Source organism: Sneathiella sp., from assembly GCF_002694385.1.
In the GTDB taxonomy this organism is placed as follows: domain Bacteria; phylum Pseudomonadota; class Alphaproteobacteria; order Sneathiellales; family Sneathiellaceae; genus Sneathiella.
The window spans coordinates 33,104-56,442 of sequence record NZ_NZMB01000021.1; the positions used below are offsets into that span (position 1 = coordinate 33,104).

Annotated in this window: 21 protein-coding genes and 1 other RNA gene; all 22 read left to right on the plus strand. The window is 56.9% G+C overall.

Annotated elements, in window-relative coordinates; translation table 11 throughout:
- Nucleotides 1-41 precede the first annotated feature (41 nt).
- The 22 genes from CMN55_RS14160 (at nt 42) to mraY (ending at nt 23,338) form a co-directional block, all read left to right on the plus strand.
- Complete coding sequence (locus tag CMN55_RS14160; RefSeq protein WP_293950465.1) at nt 42-1,829, plus strand: acyl-CoA dehydrogenase family protein; 1,788 nt, start codon at nt 42-44, stop codon at nt 1,827-1,829.
- Nucleotides 1,830-2,214: 385 nt separating this feature from the next.
- A complete protein-coding gene (locus CMN55_RS14165) occupies nt 2,215-2,907 on the plus strand; it encodes a helix-turn-helix domain-containing protein (protein WP_293950466.1) in 693 nt (230 codons plus the stop codon).
- Nucleotides 2,904-4,253 carry an oxygen-independent coproporphyrinogen III oxidase gene (gene hemN, locus CMN55_RS14170; RefSeq protein ID WP_293950467.1) on the plus strand — a complete coding sequence of 450 codons (1,350 nt, stop codon included), beginning with the start codon at nt 2,904-2,906 and terminating at the stop codon, nt 4,251-4,253. Before CMN55_RS14165 ends, hemN begins: the two co-directional genes overlap by 4 nt.
- A 203-nt stretch (nt 4,254-4,456) precedes the next feature.
- Complete coding sequence (ccoN, locus tag CMN55_RS14175) at nt 4,457-6,085, plus strand: cytochrome-c oxidase, cbb3-type subunit I (protein WP_293950468.1); 1,629 nt, start codon at nt 4,457-4,459, stop codon at nt 6,083-6,085.
- 6 nt (nt 6,086-6,091) lie between these two features.
- The gene (gene ccoO / locus CMN55_RS14180; protein ID WP_293950469.1) at nt 6,092-6,817 is read left to right on the plus strand and encodes a cytochrome-c oxidase, cbb3-type subunit II; all 726 of its coding nucleotides are present in this window, start codon (nt 6,092-6,094) and stop codon (nt 6,815-6,817) included.
- Between the two features lie 11 nt (nt 6,818-6,828).
- Nucleotides 6,829-6,996 (plus strand): cbb3-type cytochrome oxidase subunit 3, encoded by a 168-nt coding sequence (locus CMN55_RS14185; RefSeq protein ID WP_293950470.1) that lies wholly within the window; start codon nt 6,829-6,831, stop codon nt 6,994-6,996.
- On the plus strand, nt 6,980-7,849 hold the full coding sequence (gene ccoP, locus CMN55_RS17320; protein ID WP_366932078.1) for a cytochrome-c oxidase, cbb3-type subunit III: 870 nt from the start codon (nt 6,980-6,982) through the stop codon (nt 7,847-7,849). Before CMN55_RS14185 ends, ccoP begins: the two co-directional genes overlap by 17 nt.
- Before the next feature lie 31 nt (nt 7,850-7,880).
- Entirely contained in the window at nt 7,881-9,341 is a 1,461-nt protein-coding gene (ccoG, locus tag CMN55_RS17325) for a cytochrome c oxidase accessory protein CcoG (protein ID WP_366932079.1), read from the plus strand.
- Nucleotides 9,338-9,835, plus strand: a complete 498-nt coding sequence (locus tag CMN55_RS14190) for a FixH family protein (RefSeq protein ID WP_293950471.1) — start codon at nt 9,338-9,340, stop codon at nt 9,833-9,835. Before ccoG ends, CMN55_RS14190 begins: the two co-directional genes overlap by 4 nt.
- Nucleotides 9,823-12,144 carry a heavy metal translocating P-type ATPase gene (locus CMN55_RS14195; RefSeq protein ID WP_293950472.1) on the plus strand — a complete coding sequence of 774 codons (2,322 nt, stop codon included), beginning with the start codon at nt 9,823-9,825 and terminating at the stop codon, nt 12,142-12,144. Before CMN55_RS14190 ends, CMN55_RS14195 begins: the two co-directional genes overlap by 13 nt.
- Nucleotides 12,141-12,296 carry a cbb3-type cytochrome oxidase assembly protein CcoS gene (gene ccoS, locus CMN55_RS14200; RefSeq protein ID WP_293950473.1) on the plus strand — a complete coding sequence of 52 codons (156 nt, stop codon included), beginning with the start codon at nt 12,141-12,143 and terminating at the stop codon, nt 12,294-12,296. The genes CMN55_RS14195 and ccoS overlap by 4 nt, the downstream gene beginning before the upstream one ends.
- Before the next feature lie 95 nt (nt 12,297-12,391).
- Nucleotides 12,392-13,132: a TerB family tellurite resistance protein gene (locus CMN55_RS14205; RefSeq protein ID WP_293950474.1), complete on the plus strand. Its 741-nt coding sequence runs from the start codon at nt 12,392-12,394 to the stop codon at nt 13,130-13,132.
- Nucleotides 13,133-13,145: 13 nt separating this feature from the next.
- The gene (locus tag CMN55_RS14210) at nt 13,146-14,027 is read left to right on the plus strand and encodes a DMT family transporter (RefSeq protein ID WP_293950475.1); all 882 of its coding nucleotides are present in this window, start codon (nt 13,146-13,148) and stop codon (nt 14,025-14,027) included.
- The gene (locus CMN55_RS14215; protein ID WP_293950476.1) at nt 14,017-14,769 is read left to right on the plus strand and encodes a peptidoglycan recognition protein family protein; all 753 of its coding nucleotides are present in this window, start codon (nt 14,017-14,019) and stop codon (nt 14,767-14,769) included. Before CMN55_RS14210 ends, CMN55_RS14215 begins: the two co-directional genes overlap by 11 nt.
- Nucleotides 14,770-14,796: 27 nt before the next feature.
- Nucleotides 14,797-15,175, plus strand: an RNA gene (rnpB, locus tag CMN55_RS14220) — RNase P RNA component class A.
- A 591-nt stretch (nt 15,176-15,766) separates the two neighbouring features.
- Nucleotides 15,767-16,222 (plus strand): division/cell wall cluster transcriptional repressor MraZ, encoded by a 456-nt coding sequence (locus CMN55_RS14225; RefSeq protein ID WP_293950477.1) that lies wholly within the window; start codon nt 15,767-15,769, stop codon nt 16,220-16,222.
- Nucleotides 16,215-17,174, plus strand: a complete 960-nt coding sequence (gene rsmH, locus CMN55_RS14230) for a 16S rRNA (cytosine(1402)-N(4))-methyltransferase RsmH (protein WP_293950478.1) — start codon at nt 16,215-16,217, stop codon at nt 17,172-17,174. Before CMN55_RS14225 ends, rsmH begins: the two co-directional genes overlap by 8 nt.
- The gene (ftsL, locus tag CMN55_RS14235) at nt 17,171-17,584 is read left to right on the plus strand and encodes a cell division protein FtsL (protein WP_293950479.1); all 414 of its coding nucleotides are present in this window, start codon (nt 17,171-17,173) and stop codon (nt 17,582-17,584) included. The genes rsmH and ftsL overlap by 4 nt, the downstream gene beginning before the upstream one ends.
- Entirely contained in the window at nt 17,581-19,377 is a 1,797-nt protein-coding gene (locus CMN55_RS14240; protein WP_293950480.1) for a peptidoglycan D,D-transpeptidase FtsI family protein, read from the plus strand. Before ftsL ends, CMN55_RS14240 begins: the two co-directional genes overlap by 4 nt.
- Nucleotides 19,364-20,821 carry a UDP-N-acetylmuramoyl-L-alanyl-D-glutamate--2,6-diaminopimelate ligase gene (locus CMN55_RS14245; RefSeq protein ID WP_293950481.1) on the plus strand — a complete coding sequence of 486 codons (1,458 nt, stop codon included), beginning with the start codon at nt 19,364-19,366 and terminating at the stop codon, nt 20,819-20,821. Before CMN55_RS14240 ends, CMN55_RS14245 begins: the two co-directional genes overlap by 14 nt.
- Nucleotides 20,814-22,250, plus strand: coding sequence for a UDP-N-acetylmuramoylalanyl-D-glutamyl-2,6-diaminopimelate--D-alanyl-D-alanine ligase (locus tag CMN55_RS14250; protein WP_293950482.1), 1,437 nt, complete (start codon nt 20,814-20,816; stop codon nt 22,248-22,250). Before CMN55_RS14245 ends, CMN55_RS14250 begins: the two co-directional genes overlap by 8 nt.
- A complete protein-coding gene (gene mraY, locus CMN55_RS14255; protein WP_293950483.1) occupies nt 22,250-23,338 on the plus strand; it encodes a phospho-N-acetylmuramoyl-pentapeptide-transferase in 1,089 nt (362 codons plus the stop codon). The genes CMN55_RS14250 and mraY overlap by 1 nt, the downstream gene beginning before the upstream one ends.
- Nucleotide 23,339 lies beyond the last annotated feature (1 nt).

The window sequence follows — 23,339 nt, forward strand, 5'->3', positions numbered from 1 at the left end:
CCATTTTTGCAACGCAAGCAAACTTGCGGGAGAGAGCGATTATGAATATGGAAGTGAAAATTAAACCGCGCGAAGAGAGGGAACTGGAGGACTGGGTCGCCAGTGATTGTCATGGCCTCAATTTCTTCGATATCGACAGCAGTCTTCAGGATCTACTGACGATATACCTTCCCGATGATCTCCGCGCGCATATGACGCCGGTCTATCGGGAACTGGGGGAGGTGGCAGGTAACCGGCTTGATGAGCTGTCGCGTATTTGCGACCGGCATCTTCCCGTTCTGCATCCGCGTGATGCGCGCGGGCGCAATCGCGACTGGATCGAATATCATCCGGCCTTCCGGGAAATGGAAAAGATCGGCTATGGCGATTTCGGCATTCATTGCATGTCGCGGCGGGCCGGGGTGCATGGCTGGCCGACAAAAGTGCCGCCGATGGCGAAATATGTCTTCCAGTATCTGTTCACCCAGTCGGAATTTGGCCTGATGTGCCCGATTTCCCTGACCGATACGTCGTCCATGCTGCTGGAACGTTACGGGCCGGAAGAGGCGAAGGAAAAATTCCTGCCCCGGATGCGCAGCCAGGATATGGACGAACTCTATCGCGGGGCGCAGTTCATGACGGAAAAGATCGGCGGCTCGGAAGTTGCCAATCTTGCGGTGACAGCGCGCCAGGAAAATGGTGAATGGCGGCTGTATGGCGACAAATGGTTCTGCTCCAGTGCCGATGCGGAAGTCTGCCTTGTGCTGGCCCGCCCGGAAGGGGCGCCGAAAGGAAATTCCGGTCTTGCCATATTTGCCGTTCCCCGCTTCCTTGATAACGGGGATCGCAATGACTATCGGATCGTCCGGCTGAAGGACAAGATGGGCACGAAATCCATGGCGTCCGGAGAGATTATCTTTAATGGCGCCCTTGCCTATGCCTTCGGCGATGTCGGGGCGAAGCCGAACCCTGGCCTGCGCCAGATGCTTGATCAGGTGAATATGTCCCGCCTCTCCCATGGCGTCCGGGCCGCAGGTATGATGCGACGCTGCCTGAATGAAGCCATGATGGCGGCCAGAACCCGTGATGTGTTCGGGGAAATGATCATCAACAAGCCGTTGCTGCGGCGGCAGCTTCTGAAGATCATGGTGCCGACGGAACAGGTTCTGTCCATGGTCATGCATGTTTCCAACACGCTGCACCGCGCGGAGCAGGGAGATGAAGAGGCGAAACTGCAGAACCGTATTCTGACAGCCCTGCTGAAATTCCGCGCCTGTCGTGACAATATCACGGTGGCGACCGGTGCTCTTGAAGTCCGCGGAGGCAACGGATTTATCGAGGACTGGGTCAACTCCCGTCTTGTCCGGGATGCCCACACGGGTCTGTTGTGGGAAGGAACCTCTAATATCAACGCGCTGGATGTGACCACCCGCGCCATTGCCAAGGCCGGGGCCCATGAAGCGCTGGCCGAGGATCTGAAGGGTCGGCTTGCTTCAACGGACGGCGTTCCCGGCCAGTATGCGGGCGAGCTTTCGGGGCTGATCGACCGGGCGGTGAAATTTGCCGATGAGATTGCCGCAACCGGCAATGAGATCAAGGCGCGGCAGGCATCCAATGCCCTATATCACGCCACCAGCGCGACATTGCTGGCGACCGAAGGCGCAACGCTCGGCAGGGCGGGCGGGGATGCGCGCCGGATGCTGCTCTCCCGGCTTGTTGTCGATACCCGGCTGCGGGCCGTCGATCCGCTGACCAACAGCGATGGCAGCTTTGAAATTGAGGCGGGTAATTACCTGCTCAGTGATGCCCCTGTTCCGCTTGACGTGGCGACGGATCTGCTACGCCTGTAAATGGCAATCCGTGGCCCGATAAAAAAATTAATAAAGCGAAATCGACAATATTCCCCGGCTGTGGCAAAATGCCGCTGTCGGGGATTTCTTTGGATAAAAAGTCAATATAACAGCCAAAAATCACTGCATGGGAGGAGTTATTTACGATTTTGTTGTGTAAATTTTTCTGCCTGCGTCATCTCACCGCATGGAAGAAGACAGGAAATGTCTAAATGATGTGTTGAAAGCAGGATTTATGATCGCACAATGATTGAATTGACTGTAGGAGGAATGCGACATGCTGGAAACTGTAAGCGCGCAAATGACGCCTTCGGCTGAGTCCCAGCCCCGGGCTGTCTGCTATGAACGGTCTGCGTCTGATTCTGCGTTTGAGAAACGGAATTCTGTGGAGATTCCCTGTTCCTCCTGTAGTGTTCACAAACAGGCAATCTGCGCCGGCCTCGCCGAAGAGGAAATTGGTGAATTTGGCCGGAATGTAAGGATCAGGCGGGTCAAGGCCGGGCAGTCCGTCTATCGCGAATTTGAGGAAGCGAAGTATATTTTTACGATCGTGACCGGGGAAATCCGTCTTGCCAACCTGTTGGATGACGGGCGCCGTCAGGTGACCGCCTTCAAATCGGCAGGCGAGATTATTGGTGAAAACCAGAACGGGCATTATCAATCCGATGCCGAAGCGGTCTGCGATACTTTCGTCTGTCAGATACCGATCAAGGTTCTCAACCAGCATATCGACGGCAATCCGGTCATGCGCGATGCCTTGATGGAGATGATCCGCAAAGAGTTGAGCGCGCTTCGTCAGCATGCAGTTTTGCTCGGCCGGAAAACACCGGTTGAAAAGATTGCAAGCTTCCTGCTCGATCGCGTGGACCGATCGGCCGTTGGGAATGAAAAGGCAATAGAGATTATTCTTCCCATGGGGCGCAGCGATATCGCTGATTATCTGGGGCTGACGATTGAAACGGTCAGCAGAACGATCACCAAACTCAAGAATCTTGAAGTTATCGCTGTGCCGACGACCCATTCAATCCTGATTATAAACAGACAGGAGTTGGAGTCGCTGGCGGAAGGCGAGCAATGACATCTGTCATGGCAGCGCGGAGGGAGCAGTCCGTTCCGCGTTATACCAGCTATCCGACGGCGCCGCATTTCACACCTGCGGTAACAGCCGATCTTTATGGGAAATGGATACAGGAGCTTGATCCTTCACGGCCCCTCTCCCTCTATCTACATGTGCCTTTCTGTCAGGAGATGTGCTGGTACTGCGGCTGCCATACAAAAGTGGTTGCCCGTCATGATCCGGTTGCCCGTTATGCGGCGGCTCTTCGCGCTGAGATTGCCCTGTTGGCCGATTTGTTGCCGGGCCGGTTCAGTATTTCCCACATTCACTGGGGCGGTGGCACGCCGACCATGCTGTCGGCAGAAGATTTTTCCGTAATTATGAATGACCTGCGCCTACGCTTCGATATCACTGAGACGGCGGAACTGGCGGTCGAGATTGACCCGCGTAGCATAGATGCAGAAAAGATCGTGGCTCTTGCCGTCGCCGGGATCAATCGCGCCAGTCTCGGTGTACAGGACTTCAGCCCCGATGTGCAGCAGGCGATCAACCGCCTTCAGTCTTTTGAACTGACGAAGCAGGTCACGGATGATCTGCGCGCTGCGGGAATTGACAAAATAAACTTCGATCTGATGTACGGCCTGCCGCGGCAGACAGAGCGGGATATCCTGCACACCATTGACCTTGCGCATTCGCTTGGGCCGGACAGGATGGCGCTGTTCGGCTATGCCCATGTCCCCTGGATGAAAAGCCATATGAAGATGATCCGGGAGGAGGAACTGCCCGATAGTGACGCCCGCTACCGCCAGGCGCAGCAGGCCACCGAAAGGCTTCTTGACCTCGGATATCGACAGATTGGCCTGGATCATTTTGCCCGCGATGATGACGCGATGGTCGTTGCGCTGGATGCGGGGCGGCTCAAACGGAATTTTCAAGGGTATACGGTTGATGATGCCGCCGCCCTGATCGGCATTGGCGCTTCGGCCATTGGACGCCTGCCGCAAGGTTATATACAGAATGCCGTCTCCGTGCGTTCCTATGCAGAATTGGTTCTGGCTGGCCGTTTGCCCATCGCGCGGGGGATTGCCATGACGGAAGATGATCGTCTGCGGGCGCAGGTTATCGAACGGCTGATGTGTGATTTTGAAGTGGATCTTCAGGCGATAGCGCGATCATTCGAACGAGCAATTGACTATTTCGCACCGGAAATTGCGGCGCTTGCCCCTTTTACGGAAGAGGGACTGCTTCATTTTGATGGCAACAGATTAAAGGTCCTGCCCGAGGGACGTCTGCTTGTTCGCACAATCTGTGCAGTTTTTGACAGTTATCTTGCGGGCGGAACGGCGCAGCATTCCAAGGCTGTCTAACACTGTTTCAATCTGCGACAAATTTACACATACCTCCCTGCCATTGGCTGATTTCACCCTGACTTGATTTGGATCAATGCCGCATTGCTGCGGTGCCGTATGGTCATGCCAAATGAGGGGTGCGATGGAGGGATGAGGCGCGATAAAGCGTTCGGAATCCGCATCAAGGCTCCATGATGTGAGGCAATGGACGGAATTCCGGTATGAATCTCTTATGGATCGCTTTTACTGCTGTTGGTGTCTTGCTGGGGGTCATTCTCTCAGCAAGGGCTGTCGACCCGGCGATGATGCTGCACGGGATGATCTTCTCTGTCGCCAGTATTCTTTGTGCCTTTGCGTTGATTGCCCGGCATTACCGTAATGCCGAGGCGCCATCGCTTCAGGACGCCAATGGCGGCGTCAACTACAATACGGAAATCGTCAAGGCCGGGGTGATTGTTTCGACTTTCTGGGGCGTTGTCGGCTTTGCTGTGGGCGTTGTCATTGCCTTGCAACTGGCCTTTCCTGTTCTGAATTTCGATTTGCCCTGGACGAATTTCGGGCGACTCCGGCCGCTGCATACCTCGGCCGTCATCTTTGCCTTTGGGGGCAACGTCTTGATTGCCACCTCCTTCCATGTGGTGCAGCGGACCTGCCGCGCCCGTCTTGCTGGCGATATTGCACCCTGGTTTGTTTTCTGGGGCTATCAGCTTTTCATCGTCATTGCGGCGACCGGCTATCTGCTGGGTGTTACCCAGTCCAAGGAATATGCCGAGCCTGAATGGTATGCGGACCTGTGGCTGACCCTTGTCTGGGTGGTCTATCTGCTGGTGTTTCTTGCCACAATCTGGAAACGGCAGGAAAAACACATCTATGTGGCCAACTGGTTCTATCTGGCCTTCATCGTGACCATTGCCATGCTGCATATCATCAACAACCTGTCGCTGCCCGTCAGCCTTGCAGGAGTGAAGAGTTATTCGCTCTTCGCCGGGGTGCAGAGCGCATTGACCCAGTGGTGGTATGGTCATAATGCCGTGGGCTTCTTCCTGACGGCGGGCTTTCTCGGGATCATGTATTATTTCATACCGAAGCGGGTGAACCGGCCAGTCTATTCCTATCGGCTGTCGATCATCCATTTCTGGTCGCTGATCTTCATCTATATCTGGGCGGGGCCGCATCATCTGCATTATACGGCGCTGCCAGACTGGGCGCAGACCCTCGGCATGACCTTCTCGATCATGTTGTGGATGCCCTCTTGGGGTGGGATGATCAACGGCCTGATGACGCTTTCCGGCGCGTGGGACAAGCTGCGGACCGATCCGGTCGTCCGTTTCCTTGTCACCTCCGTTGCCTTCTACGGCATGAGCACTTTCGAAGGGCCGCTGATGTCCATCAAGGCCGTGAATGCGCTCAGCCATTATACGGACTGGACCATCGGCCATGTGCATTCCGGGGCTCTCGGCTGGGTGGCCTATATCAGCTTTGGCGCGCTTTACTTCCTGGTGCCGGTTCTGTGGAAACGCAAATCGCTCTATTCCGATGCGCTGGTTAATCTGCATTTCTGGATTTCGACCGTGGGAATCCTGCTTTACATCACCGCGATGTGGGTTTCCGGTATCCTTCAGGGGCTGATGTGGCGCGCCTATGATGCCTTTGGCTTCCTCGAATATTCTTTCAGTGAAACGGTCGAGGCGATGCATCCCTTCTATGTGATCCGGGCAACCGGCGGGATCCTGTTCCTGATCGGCTCCCTGATCATGGTCTATAATCTCTGGCGGACTGCCCGGGGCGATGTGCGCGCAAAGGAAGCGGGGTCACTGGTTCCGAATTTGGAATTTGCAGGGGCGAGGTAAGGTCCGATGATTAGTCACAAGAAAATTGAGAAAAACTCGATCCTGATGACGGTTCTGGTGCTGATTGTCGTCTCCATCGGCGGTCTGGTCGAGATTGCGCCGCTGTTCTATCTGGAAAGCACGATCGAGAAGGTGAAAGGGATGCGTCCCTACAGCCCTCTTGAGCTGGCGGGCCGGGATATTTACATCCGCGAAGGCTGCTATAACTGTCACAGCCAGATGGTACGTCCCCTGCGGGACGAGGCCGAACGGTATGGCCATTACTCGCTGGCGGCGGAAAGCATGTATGATCATCCGTTCCAGTGGGGGTCCAAGCGGACCGGGCCGGATCTTGCCCGCGTCGGAGGTCGCTATTCTGACGAATGGCATGTCACGCATATGAAAAATCCGCGGGATGTGGTGCCGGAATCCGTTATGCCCGGCTATCCGTTCCTCGCGATCACCCCCTTACGGGTACCGGATATTCAGAAAAACCTGGAAGCCAATCGCGCTGTCGGCGTTCCCTACAGCGATGACATGATCGAGAATGCGGCGCGGGATCTCAAGATGCAGGTCAATCCGGATGCGGATGACATTGACGCCTTTATGGAACGTTACCCGAAAGCGCAGGTCCGTAATTTTGACGGTAATCCGGCCATGGTGTCGGAACTTGATGCACTGATCGCTTATTTGCAAATGCTGGGAACCTTAGTTGATTTCACATCTTATGATGTGGATGCCAACAAAAGATAGGAGGGAAGCTGATGGATTTTCAGAGTGTTTCCGCCTTCGCCCAAAGCTATGGCCTGCTTTATCTCTTTGTCCTGTTCATCATTGTGCTGATCTATGCGCTATGGCCACGGAACAAGGACAAGTTTGACAAGGCCGCCCGGATCCCGTTTGAGGAAGATAAAGATGTCCAACAAGGTTGAAAAAGACGAATTTTCCGGCACGGACACCACCGGTCATGAATGGGANGGCATCAAGGAGCTTGATACCCCNATGCCGCGCTGGTGGCTGTGGACGATGTANGGAACCATTGTCTGGTCGATCGGCTANTGGATNGTGATGCCGGCCTGGCCNCTNGTCAGCGANTATACAGCGGGGTTCCTTGGTTATTCGTCACGCGGNTCNCTNGAGCGGCAGCTTTCCGAGGCGGANGCCGCNCAGGCCGANGATCGGACCCNGTTGCTCGCGACGCCGCTGGAAGACGTNAAGGANAATGAAGGGCTGTATCAGTTTGCCCTGCGCGGCGGCAAATCNGCNTTTGCGGTCAACTGCTCNCAATGTCATGGCTCGGGCGCGGCCGGGGCNCCNGGCTTTCCGAACCTCAATGATGATGACTGGCTCTGGGGNGGCAGCGTTCAGGATATATATCAGACNATCCAGTTCGGCATCCGGTCTGATCATGANGATGCCCGTATCGGNGATATGCCNGCGTTCCTGACGGATGGCNTGCTCGAAAAGGAGCAGNTNAATGACGTGACCGAATATGTCCTTTCGCTGTCCGAAGTCCGCAAGGATACAGCGGCCGTTGNGCGGGGGAAGCAGGTCTNTACNGANAATTGCGCATCCTGCCATGGCGAAAANGCCAAGGGTAACCGGGAGTTTGGCGCNCCGGATCTGACCGATGCNATNTGGTTNTANGGCAAGGACAANGANATTNTNNTNAGAACNGTNNCNNGNGGCCGNGNNAATGTGATGCCTGCCTGGGTTGACCGTCTGGATGANGTNACCATCCGCCANATGGCGCTCTATGTGCACTCTCTCGGGGGCGGGGAGTAGTCGCTAACCTNTGCATTNTGGAGTAAAGGGCATGTCTGAAAGCTCCGTTGAAAATATTGACGTCCGTCCGGTCAACAAGAAGGAAAACCGGGCGCTTTTCGCAAGGCGNGAGAAGATCCAGCCGAAAAAGGCGCGCGGNAATTTCCGGCGTCTGAAATGGATCATCATGGGGATTACCCTGTCGATCTANTATATCACGCCCTGGATCCGCTGGGATCGCGGNGCGGGNGGNCCGGATCAGGCTGTGCTTGTCGATCTNGCGCATGAACGNTTCTACTTTTTCTTTATCGAGCTCTGGCCGCAGGAAGTCTATTANATCACNGGCCTGTTGATCCTTGCGGCCATCGCCCTGTTTCTGGTGACGTCNCTGTTCGGNCGGGCATGGTGNGGATATTCCTGCCCGCAGACAGTCTGGACGGANNTGTTCATATTCGTTGAACGGGCGGTGGAAGGGGATCGNAATGCCCGCCTGCGTCTTGACAAGGCNCCNATGTCNGTCGGGAAATTCGCCAAGCGCCTTACCAANCATACNATCTGGNTCATTATNGGNCTGCTGACCGGTGGCGCNTGGGTGTTCTATTTTGCCGATGCNCCCACCNTGCTGAATGAACTGATAACGCTGGACGCGCCNATCATTGCCTATGCCAGCGTCGCCGTGCTGACGGCNACNACCTATGTCTTTGGGGGCCTGATGCGGGANCAGGTNTGCACCTATATGTGNCCCTGGCCGCGTATTCAGGGGGCGATGGTGGATGAAGACACCATGACCGTCACCTATCANCCNGCACGGGGAGAGCCCCGTGGNCCGCANAAGAANGGGCAGTCCTGGGATGACCGCGGTCATTGCATTGATTGCAACCAGTGCGTNGCCGTCTGCCCGATGGGTATTGATATCCGGGACGGNNTGCAGCTTGAATGCATTACCTGTGCGCTCTGCATTGATGCCTGCAACGATGTGATGGACAAGGTTGANCTGCCGCGTGGNCTGATCAGTTANGATACCCATGCCGGGCAGTTTGATCCGGATCCGGCCCGCCAGCCGCGTATCCGCTTCATTCGGCCAAGGACCATTGCCTANACGGCCATTCTGGCNCTTGTCGGNGCNATCATGCTNTTTACGNTGTTGANCNGGTCGGTCGTCGATGTGAATGTCATNCGGGATCGCAATCCGCTGTTCGTCGTTCTCTCGGACGGATCGATCCGTAATGGCTATACGGTGAAGATCCTCAANAANGTGCATGCGACCCGGCAGTTCAGCATTGCGGTGGAGGGGTTGACGAACCCGAATATCTGGCTTGAATCAGGGGCNACNGTNGAGCACCCGATNATNGTNACNGTNCCGGCTGATTCACTGTCNAGCTANAAGCTTTTTGTCTCAGTGGCNAGNGNCAGNCTTCAGGACAAGTCNGTCGATATGGAAGTGATCGTCACCGANANAGAGAGCGGCGTACAGGATACCCAGGATAGCAGCTTCAAGGGGCCGGAAAAATGAGGACAGCGACAGGAGAAAAACAACTGACAGGCCGNCATGTGCTGATGATGCTNTGCGGNTTTTTCGGNTTGATGTTTATTGTTAATGGCCTGTTNGTNTATTTCGCGCTNGGCAGTTTTTCNGGNGTTACCGATCCTGACGCATACAAGCGCGGCCTTGCCTATAATGAGGAGATAGATCATCAGGCGCAGCAGCTTGCGCGCGGCTGGGAGGCATCACTGATGTTTGATGCCGAGGCGGCACAGAAAGGCCGGTTGACGCTGGAGATCAAAAATGCAGCGGGTGATGCGCTCGCGGGTCTGGATGTCGATGCGACCCTTCGTCGCCCCGTGATTGACGCGGGGGACCGGAAACTTACATTTACCTTTGATGGTTCCGCTTATGTTGCGGATCTCGATTTTTCCGAGCCCGGGCAGTGGGATATTTCCATTCTCGCCCATGGCGGGGGATATGACATACCTTATCGGCTGGACAAGAGGATATGGGTCAAGTAGCCCTCAAGGCACAGGATAGCCTGACGACAGGACGGTCGCATGATCTGGGCGGGAGCTGCTGTCCTGCCGGGGTATTGGCGTTTGGCGATGTCCTCTCTCCGGAGGCCGATTACAGCAATTTCGTGAGCGCCGATCCCGTCGCCTTTGTCGAGGCGGATCAGGACGGCAATGCCATGTTGCATGTTTTGGTCGAGAACATGCATTGCGCCGATTGTATCCGGACGATCGAACAGACGCTTAAATCAAACCCGGCCGTCATCGAGGCGCGGGTCAACTTCTCCACACGCCGCCTGTTTCTGCGCTGGCGTCCGGATGGCATCGATGTGGCGGAACTGGTAAAGCCGGTTATCGCGCTTGGTTATCCGCTCACCCCCTATAATTCGGCCTTGATCCGGACCGCCGCGGCGGAGGAAAATGCCAAACTGCTGCGGGCGCTGGCCGTTGCCGGGTTTGCGGCGGCCAATGTGATGCTGCTGTCCGTCTCTGTCTGGGCCGGGCTTTTTTCCGATGATATGGGACCGGCAACGCGCGATTTCCTGCATTGGGTGTCGGCGCTGATTGCCCTTCCGGCCGTTGCCTATGCGGGGCAGCCTTTCTTCAAATCCGCCCTGGCGGCCCTCCGCGCCGGTCGGACGAATATGGATGTGCCGATCTCCCTGGCGGTTATTCTGGCCTCTAGCATGAGCCTCGCCGAGACTATCCGCAGTGGCCACTATGTTTATTTTGATGCCTCGGTGACGCTGCTCTTTTTCCTGCTGATCGGCCGGTATCTGGATAATGCGGCGCGCAGCAAGGCCCGCAGCGCGGCGGAGCGGTTGCTGCTCCTGAAGGCGGTTGCCGCCACCGTCGTCGGGGCGGACGGCAGCCTTACAACGGTGCCCGTTGAGGCGGTGACGCCGGGCTCTCGTGTCCGCATCATGGCAGGCGACCGGTTGCCCGTTGATGGCGTTGTCGCCTTGGGCCGGTCCGAACTGGATGTCAGTCTGATTACCGGCGAAAGCCTGCCGACGGCGGTGAAGCCGGGTGAGAATGTCTTTGCCGGGACCCTCAACCTTGGCGCACCCATTGATATTGAAGCGACGAAGACGGGTGACAACACGCTGCTCGGCGATATTGTCAGGCTGATGGAGGCGGCAGAGCAGGGACGGGCGAAATATGTCCGCCTCGCGGACCGGTTGTCGCGCTATTACGCGCCGGTCGTGCATCTGCTGGCGGCGTTGACTTTTATCGGCTGGTGGATCTATGCGGCGAGTTGGCAGATTGCCCTGATGCAGGCGGTGGCGCTGCTGATCATTACCTGTCCATGCGCCCTTGGCCTTGCGGTGCCGGTCGTGCAGGTGGTGGCGAGCGGTCGGCTGCTGATGAAAGGGATACTTGTGAAGGCCGCTGACGGGCTGGAACGTCTTGCCGTGGTGGATACAATTGTCTTTGACAAGACGGGAACGCTGACCGAAGGCCGTCTTGATCTGGTCAACCGGGATGAGATTGAGGAAGCCGACCTGCTGCTTGCGGCCCGGTTGGGTCAGCACAGCCGTCATCCGCTGGCGCGGGCCATTGCGCGGGCCGGGGGGGCGGCGGGCCCGGGTCTCGATGTCATTGAATGCCCGGGTGAAGGCCTTAAAACTATTCAGGCGAATGATGAAATCCGCCTTGGCAGCCGTGCTTTCTGTGGTGTGGCAGAGGATGCGGCAGCCGACAAGCAGGCAGGGCCGGAGCTCTGGCTGAAGCGCGCGGATGGCACGGAAGTGCAGTTTCGCTTCCGCGATCATTTGCGGGCGGATGCGTATGATGTCATCCGGGATTTAAAGGCGCGCGGATATATGATCGCCCTTCTCTCCGGTGATCGGCAGGCGGTTGTTGCGGAGTTGGCCGCAGAACTTGGCATTGACAACTGGCAGGCGCAGCAGAAGCCGGAAGATAAGGTCGCCTGTCTGGAAAGCCTCGCTAAAGCGGGACGCAAAGTGCTGATGGTCGGGGACGGCCTGAATGACGCACCGGCGCTTGCGTCTGCCCATGTCTCCCTTTCCCCGGCGACCGCCGCTGATATCAGTCAGACGGCGGCGGATTTCATCTTTCAGGGACGGCAACTCTCGGCGGTGGGGGAAGCGATTTTTGTAGCGCGCGCCTCGCGGCGTCTGATCCTTGAAAATTTTGCATTGGCCTTTCTGTACAACGGGGTTGCCATCCCGCTTGCCGTGCTTGGCTTTGTGACTCCGCTGATTGCGGCGGTGGCCATGTCGTCATCATCGCTCGCGGTGTGCCTTAACTCGCTACGGCTGCGGTCCCGGAAGATGGGCGGTGCGTCATGAATGTGCTGATTTACCTTATTCCCGTTGCTCTCTTTCTCGGGGGACTCGGCCTTGTCGCCTTTCTGTGGAGCCTCAAAAGCGGCCAGTATGAGGATCTCGACGGTGCGGCGAACCGTATCCTGATCGACGATGAGGATCAGGATATTTGCTGATCGCTTGGTGCATAGCCTTTGCTGAAGGCTGGCGGTTTCTTTTTTCTCCTGATACTCTGGCTACCCAAAAGACAAAAAGGTAGCGTTTATTCATCATGGCAATCTGGGGAAAAATTCTGGGTGGTGCGGCCGGCCTGCTGATCGGTGGCCCGCTGGGGGCTCTGGTGGGCGGCCTCGCCGGTCACGCGATGGACAAATACCGCGAGAGCACGGCGGAAGGCGGAGAGCAGATCGGCCCGCATCAGGTCAAGCAGGTGGCCTTCACCATTGCGGTGATTGCTCTCGGCGCGAAGATGGCCAAGGCTGATGGCGTCGTTACGCGGGAAGAAATCAATGCCTTCAAGAAAGTCTTCCGCATTCCCCCCAATGAGGAAAAGAATGTCGGCCGCGTCTTTAACATGGCGCGGCAGGATACGGCGGGATATGAGGAATATGCGGCGCAGGTCGCGCGGATGTTCCGCGATACGCCGCAGTTGATGGAGGATCTGCTGCATGGCCTCTTCACCATTGCCATGGCGGACGGGGTTCTGCATCCGGCCGAAGATGATTATCTCCGGAATGTGGCGGCCATCTTCGGGTTTGATGACGCGGCCTATGCCCGTATCCGCAGCTATCACGCGAAGGATGGGGAGGAGGATCCCTATCAGATTCTTGGCGTGGCGCCTGATGTTTCGGATATGGACCTTAAAAAGGCCTATCGACGACTGATCCGGGAAAATCACCCCGACAAGGTGATTGCCGATGGTCTGCCGCAGGAATTTGTTGATGTCGCCAATGCCAAGCTTGCGAAAATAAACGCTGCCTATGATCAGGTTGCGAAGTGGCGCGGCCTATAGATCGGATAAAAAAGTGAAACATAAAGATCTTGCCCTGATCTTGCTGGTCAATATTCTCTGGTCGTCGAATTTTCTCGCCGCCAAGGTCGGCCTTGAAGAATTTCCGCCCCTGTTTTTTACGGCAACCCGGTTTTTTATCGTCGTGCTGGTTCTGCTGCCGTTCATTTCCCTGCCGCATGGCAACTGGCGGAAAATTATACTTGTCGGCATCATTATGGGCGTGCTGCATTATTGGCTGATGTTCTGGGGGCTGTCGATTGCGCCGGATATTTCCTCGGTTGCGATCATCAACCAGACCTTCATTCCCTTTTCAACCATTCTGGCGGTCCTTTTCCTGAAGGAACGTATCGGCTGGCAGCGCAGCTTCGCCATTCTCCTCGCCTTTGCCGGAGTGATGGTGATCGGATTTGATCCGGTGATCTTCGCCAATCTCCTGTCACCCGTACTGGTGCTGGTCGCCTCTTTCCTTGTAGCACTGAATATGGTGATTGTCCGCACCATGCAGGGGGTGAGCGCAGTCAATCTCACCTTCTGGACATCAGCGATCGGTGTCGTGCCATTGTTCCTGCTTTCCCTTGTGATTGAGGAGGGGCATATGACGGTGGTTCGAACCGCGGGGTGGGAGCAGTGGACCGCCGTTGCCTATTCGGCAATCGGCGCGACTGTGGTCGGCCATGGGCTCGCCAACTATCTCATCAAACGCTATCCGGTCAGTACGGTGGCGCCCTATTATCTGCTGGTGCCGGTACTCGCGGTGCTGATCGGTGTCGTATTCTGGGGGGATGTTCTGACGCCGGAACTGATCTCCGGTGGCCTCATGGTAATGGCCGGGGTATCGATCATCACCTTTCGGTCGGCCCGCCGACAGGAGAAAAAGGCCGCCCATGACGCCTGAGAGAATCATTGCGGCGCCATCGCCCAATTCCGATGACCGCGAGGACGGCGTCCGGGTCGATATGCTGGTCCTGCATTATACCGGCATGCAAAGCGGCAGGGGGGCGATCGAGCGTCTTTGCGATCCCGAGGCGAAGGTCAGCGCCCATTATGTGGTGGAAGAAGACGGGCGGATTTTCAAGCTGGTGGAGGAGGAGAGGCGCGCCTGGCACGCGGGGGTGTCCTTCTGGCGGGGGGCAAAGGATATCAATGCCCGTTCCGTCGGGATCGAAATTGTCAATCCCGGGCATGAATTCGGCTATCGTGCCTTTCCCGCGCCGCAGATGGCCTCGGTGGCGGCACTTGCCGCGGATATTGTATCGCGGCATCAAATACCATCCCGCAATGTTGTGGGCCATTCCGATGTGGCACCAATGCGGAAAGAGGACCCGGGGGAGTTGTTCGACTGGCAATGGCTCGCCGGGCAAGGGGTTGGCCTTTGGCCGGAGACGGAGGAGACACCGAAAGGCGATATGCGAACAGTCAGCCCTGGAATGGCGGGGAAAAGCGTGAAGGATTTGCGGCAAGCCCTTGCCGAAATCGGCTATGAGGTGGCGGTGGATGGAGAGTATGACGCCGGGCTTGAGTGTGTCATCCGCGCCTTTCAGAGGCACTGGCGCCCTCTGCGCGTTGACGGTATCGCGGACAAGGAGACTCAGGCGCGCCTTCACGCGGTGCTGGTGCAAGTTCGCCGCTTGACTTGATGCGCGCATCTCCCTAGTTAGAGACCGGCAGATGGCCGGATGATCGCCGCTTACCTTTCAGGTGAGGGGAGGAAAGTCCGGACTCCACGGAAATACGATGCCGGTTAATGGCCGGCGGGGGCGACCCCAGGGAAAGTGCCACAGAAAGCAAACCGCCCGCTTGCGGGTAAGGGTGAAAGGGTGCGGTAAGAGCGCACCGCGCCGCTGGCAACAGGGGCGGCACGGTAAACCCCATCGGGAGCAAAACCAAATAGGGATGGGCGGCGCAAGGGTGACCTGTGCGCGGGCCGGTTTTCCGGGCCTCTATCCGGGTTGGTTGCTTGAGGTGTCTGGTAACAGGCATCCTAGATGAATGATCATCCCCTGTTTTCAGGGACAGAATCCGGCTTACAGGCCATCTGCCATTTTATTGTCCCTCGAATGTTTCGATACGGCCGCTCCGCTTTCCGTCGCGATTGCCTGTCTCCTGACCAACTGGTCGGTCAGGTTCTTGGGTGCGGTTATTGCCCATATATATAACCGTGATGTGCGGCTCCTTATATCAGGAAAGCGCGAATCTCTCCTTAATTTACACGAATTGGCGATGAATTTTTCGCAGTTCGCGGTCGATTTATCCTGACTGAAAAAATGCATGGGGGCTTGTCCGGGAAGCGCATTCGCAGATAAAGCTGCCATCATTTTTCCACTGTTCTGGTAAATGCGAAAAAGAACAAAAAAAGAACATAATGGAAATTATGCATTACTTTCAACAAATGGATTGATGATTTTTGACGGCATAATAACCGCGAAAATTTTACTTGTTTTTGACCGAAATAAGGCGCGGAAATCCCTGAAAATCAGGGCATTTTCCATTGACTTCCATAATATCCCATGATATCCCAGATTTATCCATTTTACGCCAGAAGTGTTTAAAATCCCGGCGGGCGCCGGAAATTCATAAGCAGCGGTCTGTAATTTCTGCGAAAAGTGGCAAGTTTTTTTGGGGGGTGTCGCCTTTATGGCCCTGTTTCTGTCCACATATGTCAACAAGATCGACAAGAAGGGGCGCGTCTCTGTTCCGGCCCGCTTCCGCACGGTCCTTGCGGGCAAGGGCTTTGACAGTGTCGTGCTGTTCCCCACGGTCAATGGCGATGCGATTGACGGTTGCGGCATGGATGTGATGGAGCGGCTGCTGGAAAAGATCGGCGGGTTTGATCCTCTGTCCGAAGACCGGGAAAGCTATGCCGATGCGCTGATGAGTGATGCGATCGAGCTCACCATTGACGGCGACGGCCGGATCATGATCCCGCTCGACATGCTTGAGAATGCCGGGATTGACGGGCAATGCGCTTTTGTCGGGCGTGGTGACAGCTTCCAGATCTGGCAGCCCGAGGCCTTCGAAATTCGCAAGAAGGAAGCCCGTACGCGCGCGGCGAACAAGCGCGCCTCAAGCGCGGGAGGTGGCGATGACTGATCGCAAGCCGCCGCATATTTCTGTGTTGCTACGGGAAGTGATTGACATTCTCGCGCCGAAAGACGGCGGCGTTTATGTCGATGGCACCTTTGGCGCCGGCGGGTATTCCCGCGCCATACTGGAGGCGGCGGATTGCCAGGTTTACGGCATTGATCGCGACCCTTTTGCGATTGATATGGGGCGCAAGATGGCAGGCGAGTTTGCCGGGCGCCTGGTGATGGTTGAAGGCTGCTACGCCGATATGGAGGCGTTGCTGGCCGAACAGGATATATATGCGGTGGATGGAATCGCCCTCGATATCGGGGTGTCCTCCATGCAGATTGACGAGGCGGAGCGGGGTTTTTCCTTCATGCGGGAAGGGCCTCTTGATATGCGCATGTCCGGCACGGGCCGGACGGCGGCCGAGATCGTCAATGAAGAATCTGAAGCGGAACTTGCCAGGATTATTTTTGTGTATGGCGAGGAGCAAAGATCGCGTGCGATTGCACGTGCAGTAGCCGAGAGGCGCGAGTTGGCGCCTTTCAAGAGTACAGTTGAGTTAGCGGAAGTGGTGGCTTCGGTTGTGCGCCCAACAGGAAAGGGCATACATCCGGCGACGCGTACCTTCCAAGCGTTGCGTATAGTAGTAAATGATGAACTAGGGCAGCTGGTCCAGGGCCTGGCCGCATCCGAGCGATTGCTTACTCCCGGCGGTCGTCTTGCGGTTGTGTCTTTTCACAGTCTTGAAGACCGACGCGTCAAAAACTTCCTGTCAGCAAGGTCTGAAGGGCGTGCCAGGCCGTCTCGTCATGTTCCTGTCTCGGACGAGGGGCCAGCTCCCACTTTCAAATTGATCAAGCGCGGGTCTATCAAGGCCCGTGCTGATGAATTGGCGGTCAATCCCCGCTCCCGCTCTGCCCGTCTCAGAGGGGCGATCAGAACGGAGGCGCCCGCCTGGACGGAGGCGGCATGAAGTTGAAACTGACAGTGCTGTCGCTTGTATTGCTTGGGGGTGTTTCCTACGGGTTGTACCAGCTTTCCTATGAGGTGCAGGCACTGGAACGCGAATATGCGGCCCTCAACGAGAATATTGTCAAGAATAGGGAGGCCATCCGTATCCTGAAGGCGGAGTGGACTTATCAGAACCGGCCTGATGTCCTGCAGGCGCTTGCCGGAAAATATCTACCGCTTCTGCTGATCGCGCCGTATCAGGTGGCCTCTGTAGCCGAAGTACCCTATCCGGCCGTCGATCCGGAAAAATTTTCCGTGCCGGTGCCGCAATATAATCCGCATCGCAATTATACGCCCGTTGTTCCGGCCAGACCTGTGCCGAACGGACCTGTCCAACTCGCGACCTTTACGCGCGGGGGAGCTGTGCAATGAGCGAATTGACTTGGCTCACTAAGTCACCTCGCCCCCGCATCACGCTGACGAACCCCCTCAGTCACACTCATTCTGATGATCGTCATATGGCATTGCGCCTTGAAGGCAGCGCCAAGGAAACGTTGGAGCAGGGGCGAAACCGGCTGGTTATTGCGCTCGTCGTTTTTGCTTTTTGTTTTGTCATTCTGTCCGGTCGGCTGGTTGGCCTGGCCATTAGCGGGATCGGCGCCGATGAGGCAGTTGCCACGAGCGGCGATGTCTCTCCGCCGGTTGCGCTCGGTGAGGGCAAGCGCGCCGATATCCGGGATCGCAATGGCGTGCTTCTCGCGACCACCCTCGCGACCGCATCGCTGTTTGCCGAGCCGAAGAATGTCATTGATCCGAAGGAGGCGGCGGTAAAGCTGGCGACCGTTCTCGATGATATGAGTGAGGCGGCAATCCTGAGCCGGTTGTCGTCGGCGCGGAATTTTGTCTGGCTGAAGCGGAATCTGACCCCGACCCAGCAGTACCGTGTGAATGCCCTGGGCATTCCGGGGTTGCATTTCCGGACAGAAGAAAAGCGCTTCTATCCCATGGGGTCGCTGGTCTCCCATGTGCTGGGATTTACCGATGTGGATAATCGCGGCATCGCGGGGGTGGAGAAATATTTTGACGGTCAGCTTGCTGGCTCAGAAGGCGGCCCCGCGCAAGAATTGATGCTGTCCATAGATGTGCGCATTCAGCATGCCTTGCGCGATGAAATTACCCGGCATATGTCCGTCTTCCGGGCGATTGGCGGCGCGGGCATGGTGATGGATGTAAAATCGGGCGAAATTCTCGGTCTTGTCTCACTGCCGGATTTTGATCCCAATCGCCCCAATGATTTTTCCGGTGACGCCAAGTTCAACCGGATCACCCTTGGCGTTTACGAGATGGGATCCACGTTCAAGACATTCACGACGGCCATGGCGCTGGATGCGGGAACCGTCGGTCTGGCGGATGGTTATGATGCGACGGAGCCAATCCGCAAGGCCGGTTTCCGAATCAGGGACGATCATCCGAAGAAGCGCTGGCTCTCGGTGCCGGAAATTTTCATGTATTCCTCCAATATCGGCGCGGCGAAAATGGCGGAGGATGTCGGGACAAAACACCAGAAAGCCTTTCTTGCAAAGCTGGGCCTGCTGGACAAGCCGTCGTTGGAAGTTCCTGAGGTCGGCGCCCCAATTTTGCCGCCAAGATGGAATAGTCTGGAGACCATGACAATTTCATTCGGGCACGGGCTGTCGGTCAGCCCGCTGCAGTTGAGTGCGGGTATTTCGGCAATGGTCAATGGCGGCAAATATATCAACCCGACGGTAGTGCTCCGTGAAGAAGGCATTGCAAAGCCTGTGCGCGATGTGATTTCGCCTAAAACATCCGATATCATCCGGCGGCTGATGCGCCTTGTGGTGGAAAAAGGGACCGGCGGCCGGGCGGCCGCGGAAGGTTATGTCGTGGGCGGTAAGACAGGCACGGCGGAAAAGGCCGTTGACGGGCGTTACAAGCGCGACGCGCTGATTGCTTCCTTTGTCGGGGCCTTCCCGATGGATGACCCGCGCTATGTGGTTTTCGCCATGCTGGACGAGCCGAAAGGCAATGCCTCGACCCATGGATTCAGGAGCGCAGGCTGGACGGCCGCGCCGATCATCAGCCGGCTGATTTCCCGTATCGGTCCGATCCTGTCGGTTGCGCCGGTAAATGAAGCCAGCGAAGAGTTGCAGAAAGCCCTGTTCATCCCCATCAATTCGAAGGAGAAGAACCTTGCGTCTTTCTGAATTGATGAAAGGGCGGAACGTCGCCAATGTGCATGACAGGCATGTCAAGGGTCTGACGGCGGATAGCCGACAGGTTGAGCCGGGTTTTCTTTTTGCCGCCCTTTCCGGGACGGCGGCGGACGGCCGTGAATATATCGAAGATGCGGCCCGCCGGGGCGCTATTGCGATCCTGACAGACACATCGTTCGAACCCGAAGATTGCAGCCTTCCCTGTTTTCGCGATGACAATCCGCGGCTCACGCTGGCGCGTCTTGCTGCCCGGTTTTACGGTGCGCAGCCGGAGACAATCGCCGCCGTGACCGGGACGAATGGCAAAACTTCGGTGGCGCATTTTACGCGTAATATCTGGGAAGAAATGGGATATGCAGCGGCAAGCATCGGCACCCTTGGTGTCGTTCTGCCGGATGAAACCCTGCCGCTTGGTTACACAACGCCGGACCCGGTTCTACTCCACAAGACACTGACATATCTCGCCGGGCACGGCATTCGGCATACGGTGATCGAGGCATCGAGCCACGGGCTCGACCAGTACCGGTTGGATGGCGCGCATGTCAAATCGGCGGCCTTCACCAATCTGACGCGGGATCATCTGGATTATCACGCCTCCTCGGAAAGTTATCTGAATGCCAAGCTCGGGCTTGTCTCGCGGGTGCTGGATAAATCAGGTACGGCAGTCCTAAATGCGGATTCAGCCGTCTATCCGGCGTTTCTGCGGGCGGCAAAAAGCCGGGGGGTAAATATCATCTCCTATGGCCGGGAAGGCAGTGAACTGAAACTTGTCAGTTTGCTGCCGGAAATCGCCGGGCAGCGCATTACGGTTGAGGTATTTGGCGAAAAACAGGAAATCATGCTGCCGCTTGCCGGTGAATTTCAGGCGATGAATGCTCTTTGCGCCCTCGGGCTGGTCATTGGCGCGGGCGGGGATTTGGCGCGCGCGGTTGATGCGCTGTCCCGCATTACCAATGTGCCGGGCCGCCTGGAACTGGTGGCACATTTGGCCAATGATGCCCTCATCTATGTGGATTATGCCCATTCCCCCGATGCGCTGGAAACAGTTCTTGAAGCAGTGCGCGGCCATGCCAGTGGTAAAATTCATGTCGTGTTTGGCTGCGGTGGTGATCGCGACCGGGGCAAGCGGGCGGAAATGGGCCGTATCGCTGCGCTTTATGCGGACCGGATCATCGTTACAGATGACAATCCACGCAGTGAGGATCCGGCCAAAATCCGGGCGGATATTATTGTCGCCTGTCCGGAGGCAATGAATATCGGCGACCGCCAGGCGGCGATCGAAACGGCTATCAGGGCGCTGGGGCGCGAGGATATTCTTGTCATCGCCGGCAAGGGCCATGAAGAGGGGCAGGTCGTCGGCGCGACGGTCATTCCCTTCAACGACAGAAAAGTGGTCGAGAAGATCATCTCGGGACTGGAGGGCGTCAATGGTTGAAGCGCCCCTCTGGACGGGAGAAGAGGTTGTTGCCGCCATCACAGGCAGGGCGGATCATGCAGACTGGACCGCGAGTGGTGTTTCCATCGACAGCCGGTCCCTGCAGCCGGGCGATCTTTTCATTGCCATTGTCGGTCCGGTGCATGACGGTCACGCATTCGCGGCCGCTGCCGCTGCAAGCGGGGCATCGGCCCTTATTCTCAATCATCGCCCGGATGATCTGCCTGCTGATGCCTGCGTCATTCTGGTAGAAGACACCCAGACGGCACTGGAGGAACTGGGATGCGCCGCACGGGCCCGTTCCAAGGCGCAGATCGTTGCCGTGACTGGCAGCGTCGGCAAGACCGGATCGAAAGAATCGCTGCTGCATATTCTGTCACGTCAGGGAAAGACCCATGCCAGCATCGGCAGCTTCAATAATCACTGGGGCGTGCCGTTATCTCTCTCCCGTATGCCTGCGGATTGCCGCTTTGCTGTTTTTGAACTCGGAATGAATCATCCGGGAGAACTGGGCCCCTTGTCTCGGATGGTGCGTCCGCATGTGGCGCTGATCACCACAATCGAGGCCGTGCATCTTGAATTCTTCAAGGATGTGGAGGAAATCGCCCGCGCCAAAGCCGAGATATTCGAAGGCCTGAACCGGAATGGAGCAGTCATTCTGAATGGTGACAACAGCTATGGGGGGCTGCTGAAAAGCATTGCGGTCAATGCCGGTATTTCACATGTCCTGATGTTTGGCGAGGCACCGGGAGCGAACATCCTGTTGACGGACTTCACCCTCTATCCTGATCACAGTGAGGTCGCCGTCAAAATTGACAATCGTGAGATTTATTTCCGTCTCGGCGTGCCGGGGCGTCACTGGATCAGCAATATTCTCGGCGTTCTCGGCGCGGCAAGTGAGCTTGGCGCCGATCTTGACAAAGCGGTGGCCTCGCTTGCCGATCTGCAGTCTCCGAAAGGCCGGGGCGAGCGTCATATGGTGCCTTGCGCGGGCGGCAGCTACATGGTTGTGGACGAGAGCTACAATGCGAGCCCGGCTTCGATGCGCGCCTCGCTGAAGGTATTGCAAAATCTTTATCCGGACGGGCGGGGGCGGCGGATCGCCGTGCTGGGCGACATGCTGGAGCTTGGCTCCCGGGCTGCCGAAATCCATCAGGGCCTGAAAGCGGATGTGGTCGCTGCGGAGGTCGATTTCCTTTTTACCTGCGGCCCCAACATGGCCCATTTGTCAAAGTCGATGCCAAACAATATCCATGCCCATCATGAAGCCTCCTCCGACCTTCTGATTGATCCGCTGCTGGAAGCCGTCGGACCGGGAGATGTCATTCTTGTCAAAGGGTCGTTCGGCAGCCGGATGCGTGTGCCGCTGGAGGCGTTGTTGCAGGGTTGTTCCCCGGCGAATGTCGCCGCCGGACAGGGAGGGCACTGATGCTTTACAATCTGCTGTTTCCCCTGGCCGATGATTTTACGCTTTTCAATCTGTTCCGCTATCTGACGTTCCGGACCGGCGGTGCGGTCATGACAGCCTTGATGATCAGTTTTATTCTCGGCCCGGGGGTTATTCGCTGGCTGAAGAGCAAGCAGCGGCGCGGACAGCCGATCCGCGATGACGGGCCGCAGTCGCATATCATCACCAAGCAGGGAACGCCGACCATGGGCGGATTTCTGATTCTGCTGGCACTTGGAATCAGTACCCTGCTCTGGGCCGATCTGACCAATGTTTATGTGTGGGTTGTTCTGCTGGTCACGCTGGGTTTCGGGGCCATCGGCTTTGCTGACGATTATCTGAAGGTCAGCCGCCACAATACGCGGGGCGTGCCGGGTAAGTTGAAACTGTTACTGGAGTTTGTCATTGCCGGGACGGCCGGCTATGTGATCATGGTCAGCTCCGCCGCGGATATCTCCGGGATGCTGACCATTCCTTTCCTGAAAAATGTTCTGATTGACCTTGGCTGGTTCTATATTCCCTTCGCCATGCTGGTCACGGTCGGCGCAGGCAATGCGGTCAATCTGACAGACGGGCTGGATGGCTTGGCCATCATGCCGGTGATGATCGCGGGCGCGGCTTTTGCGCTGATTGCCTATCTGGTGGGTAACGCGGTTTTTTCCAATTATCTGCAAATCCAGTATGTGCCCGGTGCGGGCGAACTGACTGTTTTCTGCGGCGCCCTCATTGGCGCGAGCCTCGGTTTTCTGTGGTTCAATGCGCCGCCGGCTATGGTGTTCATGGGCGATACCGGCTCGCTCGCTATGGGGGGCGCGCTCGGTTCCATCAGCCTGGTCGCCCGGCACGAAATTGTGCTGGCCATCATTGGCGGGCTGTTCGTGCTGGAAACTGTTTCGGTGATTGTTCAGGTCGCCTCATTCAAGCTGACGGGCAGGCGGGTTTTCCGCATGGCGCCGTTGCATCACCATTTTGAGCAGAAGGGCTGGGCCGAGCCGACCATCGTAATCCGCTTCTGGATCATTGCGGTCATCCTTGCGCTGGTCGGGCTCGCATCTTTGAAGCTGAGGTGAG

Bases quoted from the DNA above. Each gene is read 5' to 3' on its own strand.
- rsmH (WP_293950478.1), top strand. From the start codon at position 16,215: ATGACTGATCGCAAGCCGCCGCATATTTCTGTGTTGCTACGGGAAGTG.
- mraY (WP_293950483.1), top strand. From the start codon at position 22,250: ATGCTTTACAATCTGCTGTTTCCCCTGGCCGATGATTTTACGCTTTTC.
- CMN55_RS14215 (WP_293950476.1), top strand. From the start codon at position 14,017: ATGACGCCTGAGAGAATCATTGCGGCGCCATCGCCCAATTCCGATGAC.
- ftsL (WP_293950479.1), top strand. From the start codon at position 17,171: ATGAAGTTGAAACTGACAGTGCTGTCGCTTGTATTGCTTGGGGGTGTT.
- hemN (WP_293950467.1), top strand. From the start codon at position 2,904: ATGACATCTGTCATGGCAGCGCGGAGGGAGCAGTCCGTTCCGCGTTAT.
- ccoN (WP_293950468.1), top strand. From the start codon at position 4,457: ATGAATCTCTTATGGATCGCTTTTACTGCTGTTGGTGTCTTGCTGGGG.
- CMN55_RS14185 (WP_293950470.1), top strand. From the start codon at position 6,829: ATGGATTTTCAGAGTGTTTCCGCCTTCGCCCAAAGCTATGGCCTGCTT.
- ccoS (WP_293950473.1), top strand. From the start codon at position 12,141: ATGAATGTGCTGATTTACCTTATTCCCGTTGCTCTCTTTCTCGGGGGA.
- CMN55_RS14205 (WP_293950474.1), top strand. From the start codon at position 12,392: ATGGCAATCTGGGGAAAAATTCTGGGTGGTGCGGCCGGCCTGCTGATC.
- CMN55_RS14225 (WP_293950477.1), top strand. From the start codon at position 15,767: ATGGCCCTGTTTCTGTCCACATATGTCAACAAGATCGACAAGAAGGGG.
- CMN55_RS14195 (WP_293950472.1), top strand. From the start codon at position 9,823: ATGGGTCAAGTAGCCCTCAAGGCACAGGATAGCCTGACGACAGGACGG.
- CMN55_RS14250 (WP_293950482.1), top strand. From the start codon at position 20,814: ATGGTTGAAGCGCCCCTCTGGACGGGAGAAGAGGTTGTTGCCGCCATC.
- CMN55_RS14240 (WP_293950480.1), top strand. From the start codon at position 17,581: ATGAGCGAATTGACTTGGCTCACTAAGTCACCTCGCCCCCGCATCACG.
- CMN55_RS14160 (WP_293950465.1), top strand. From the start codon at position 42: ATGAATATGGAAGTGAAAATTAAACCGCGCGAAGAGAGGGAACTGGAG.
- ccoO (WP_293950469.1), top strand. From the start codon at position 6,092: ATGATTAGTCACAAGAAAATTGAGAAAAACTCGATCCTGATGACGGTT.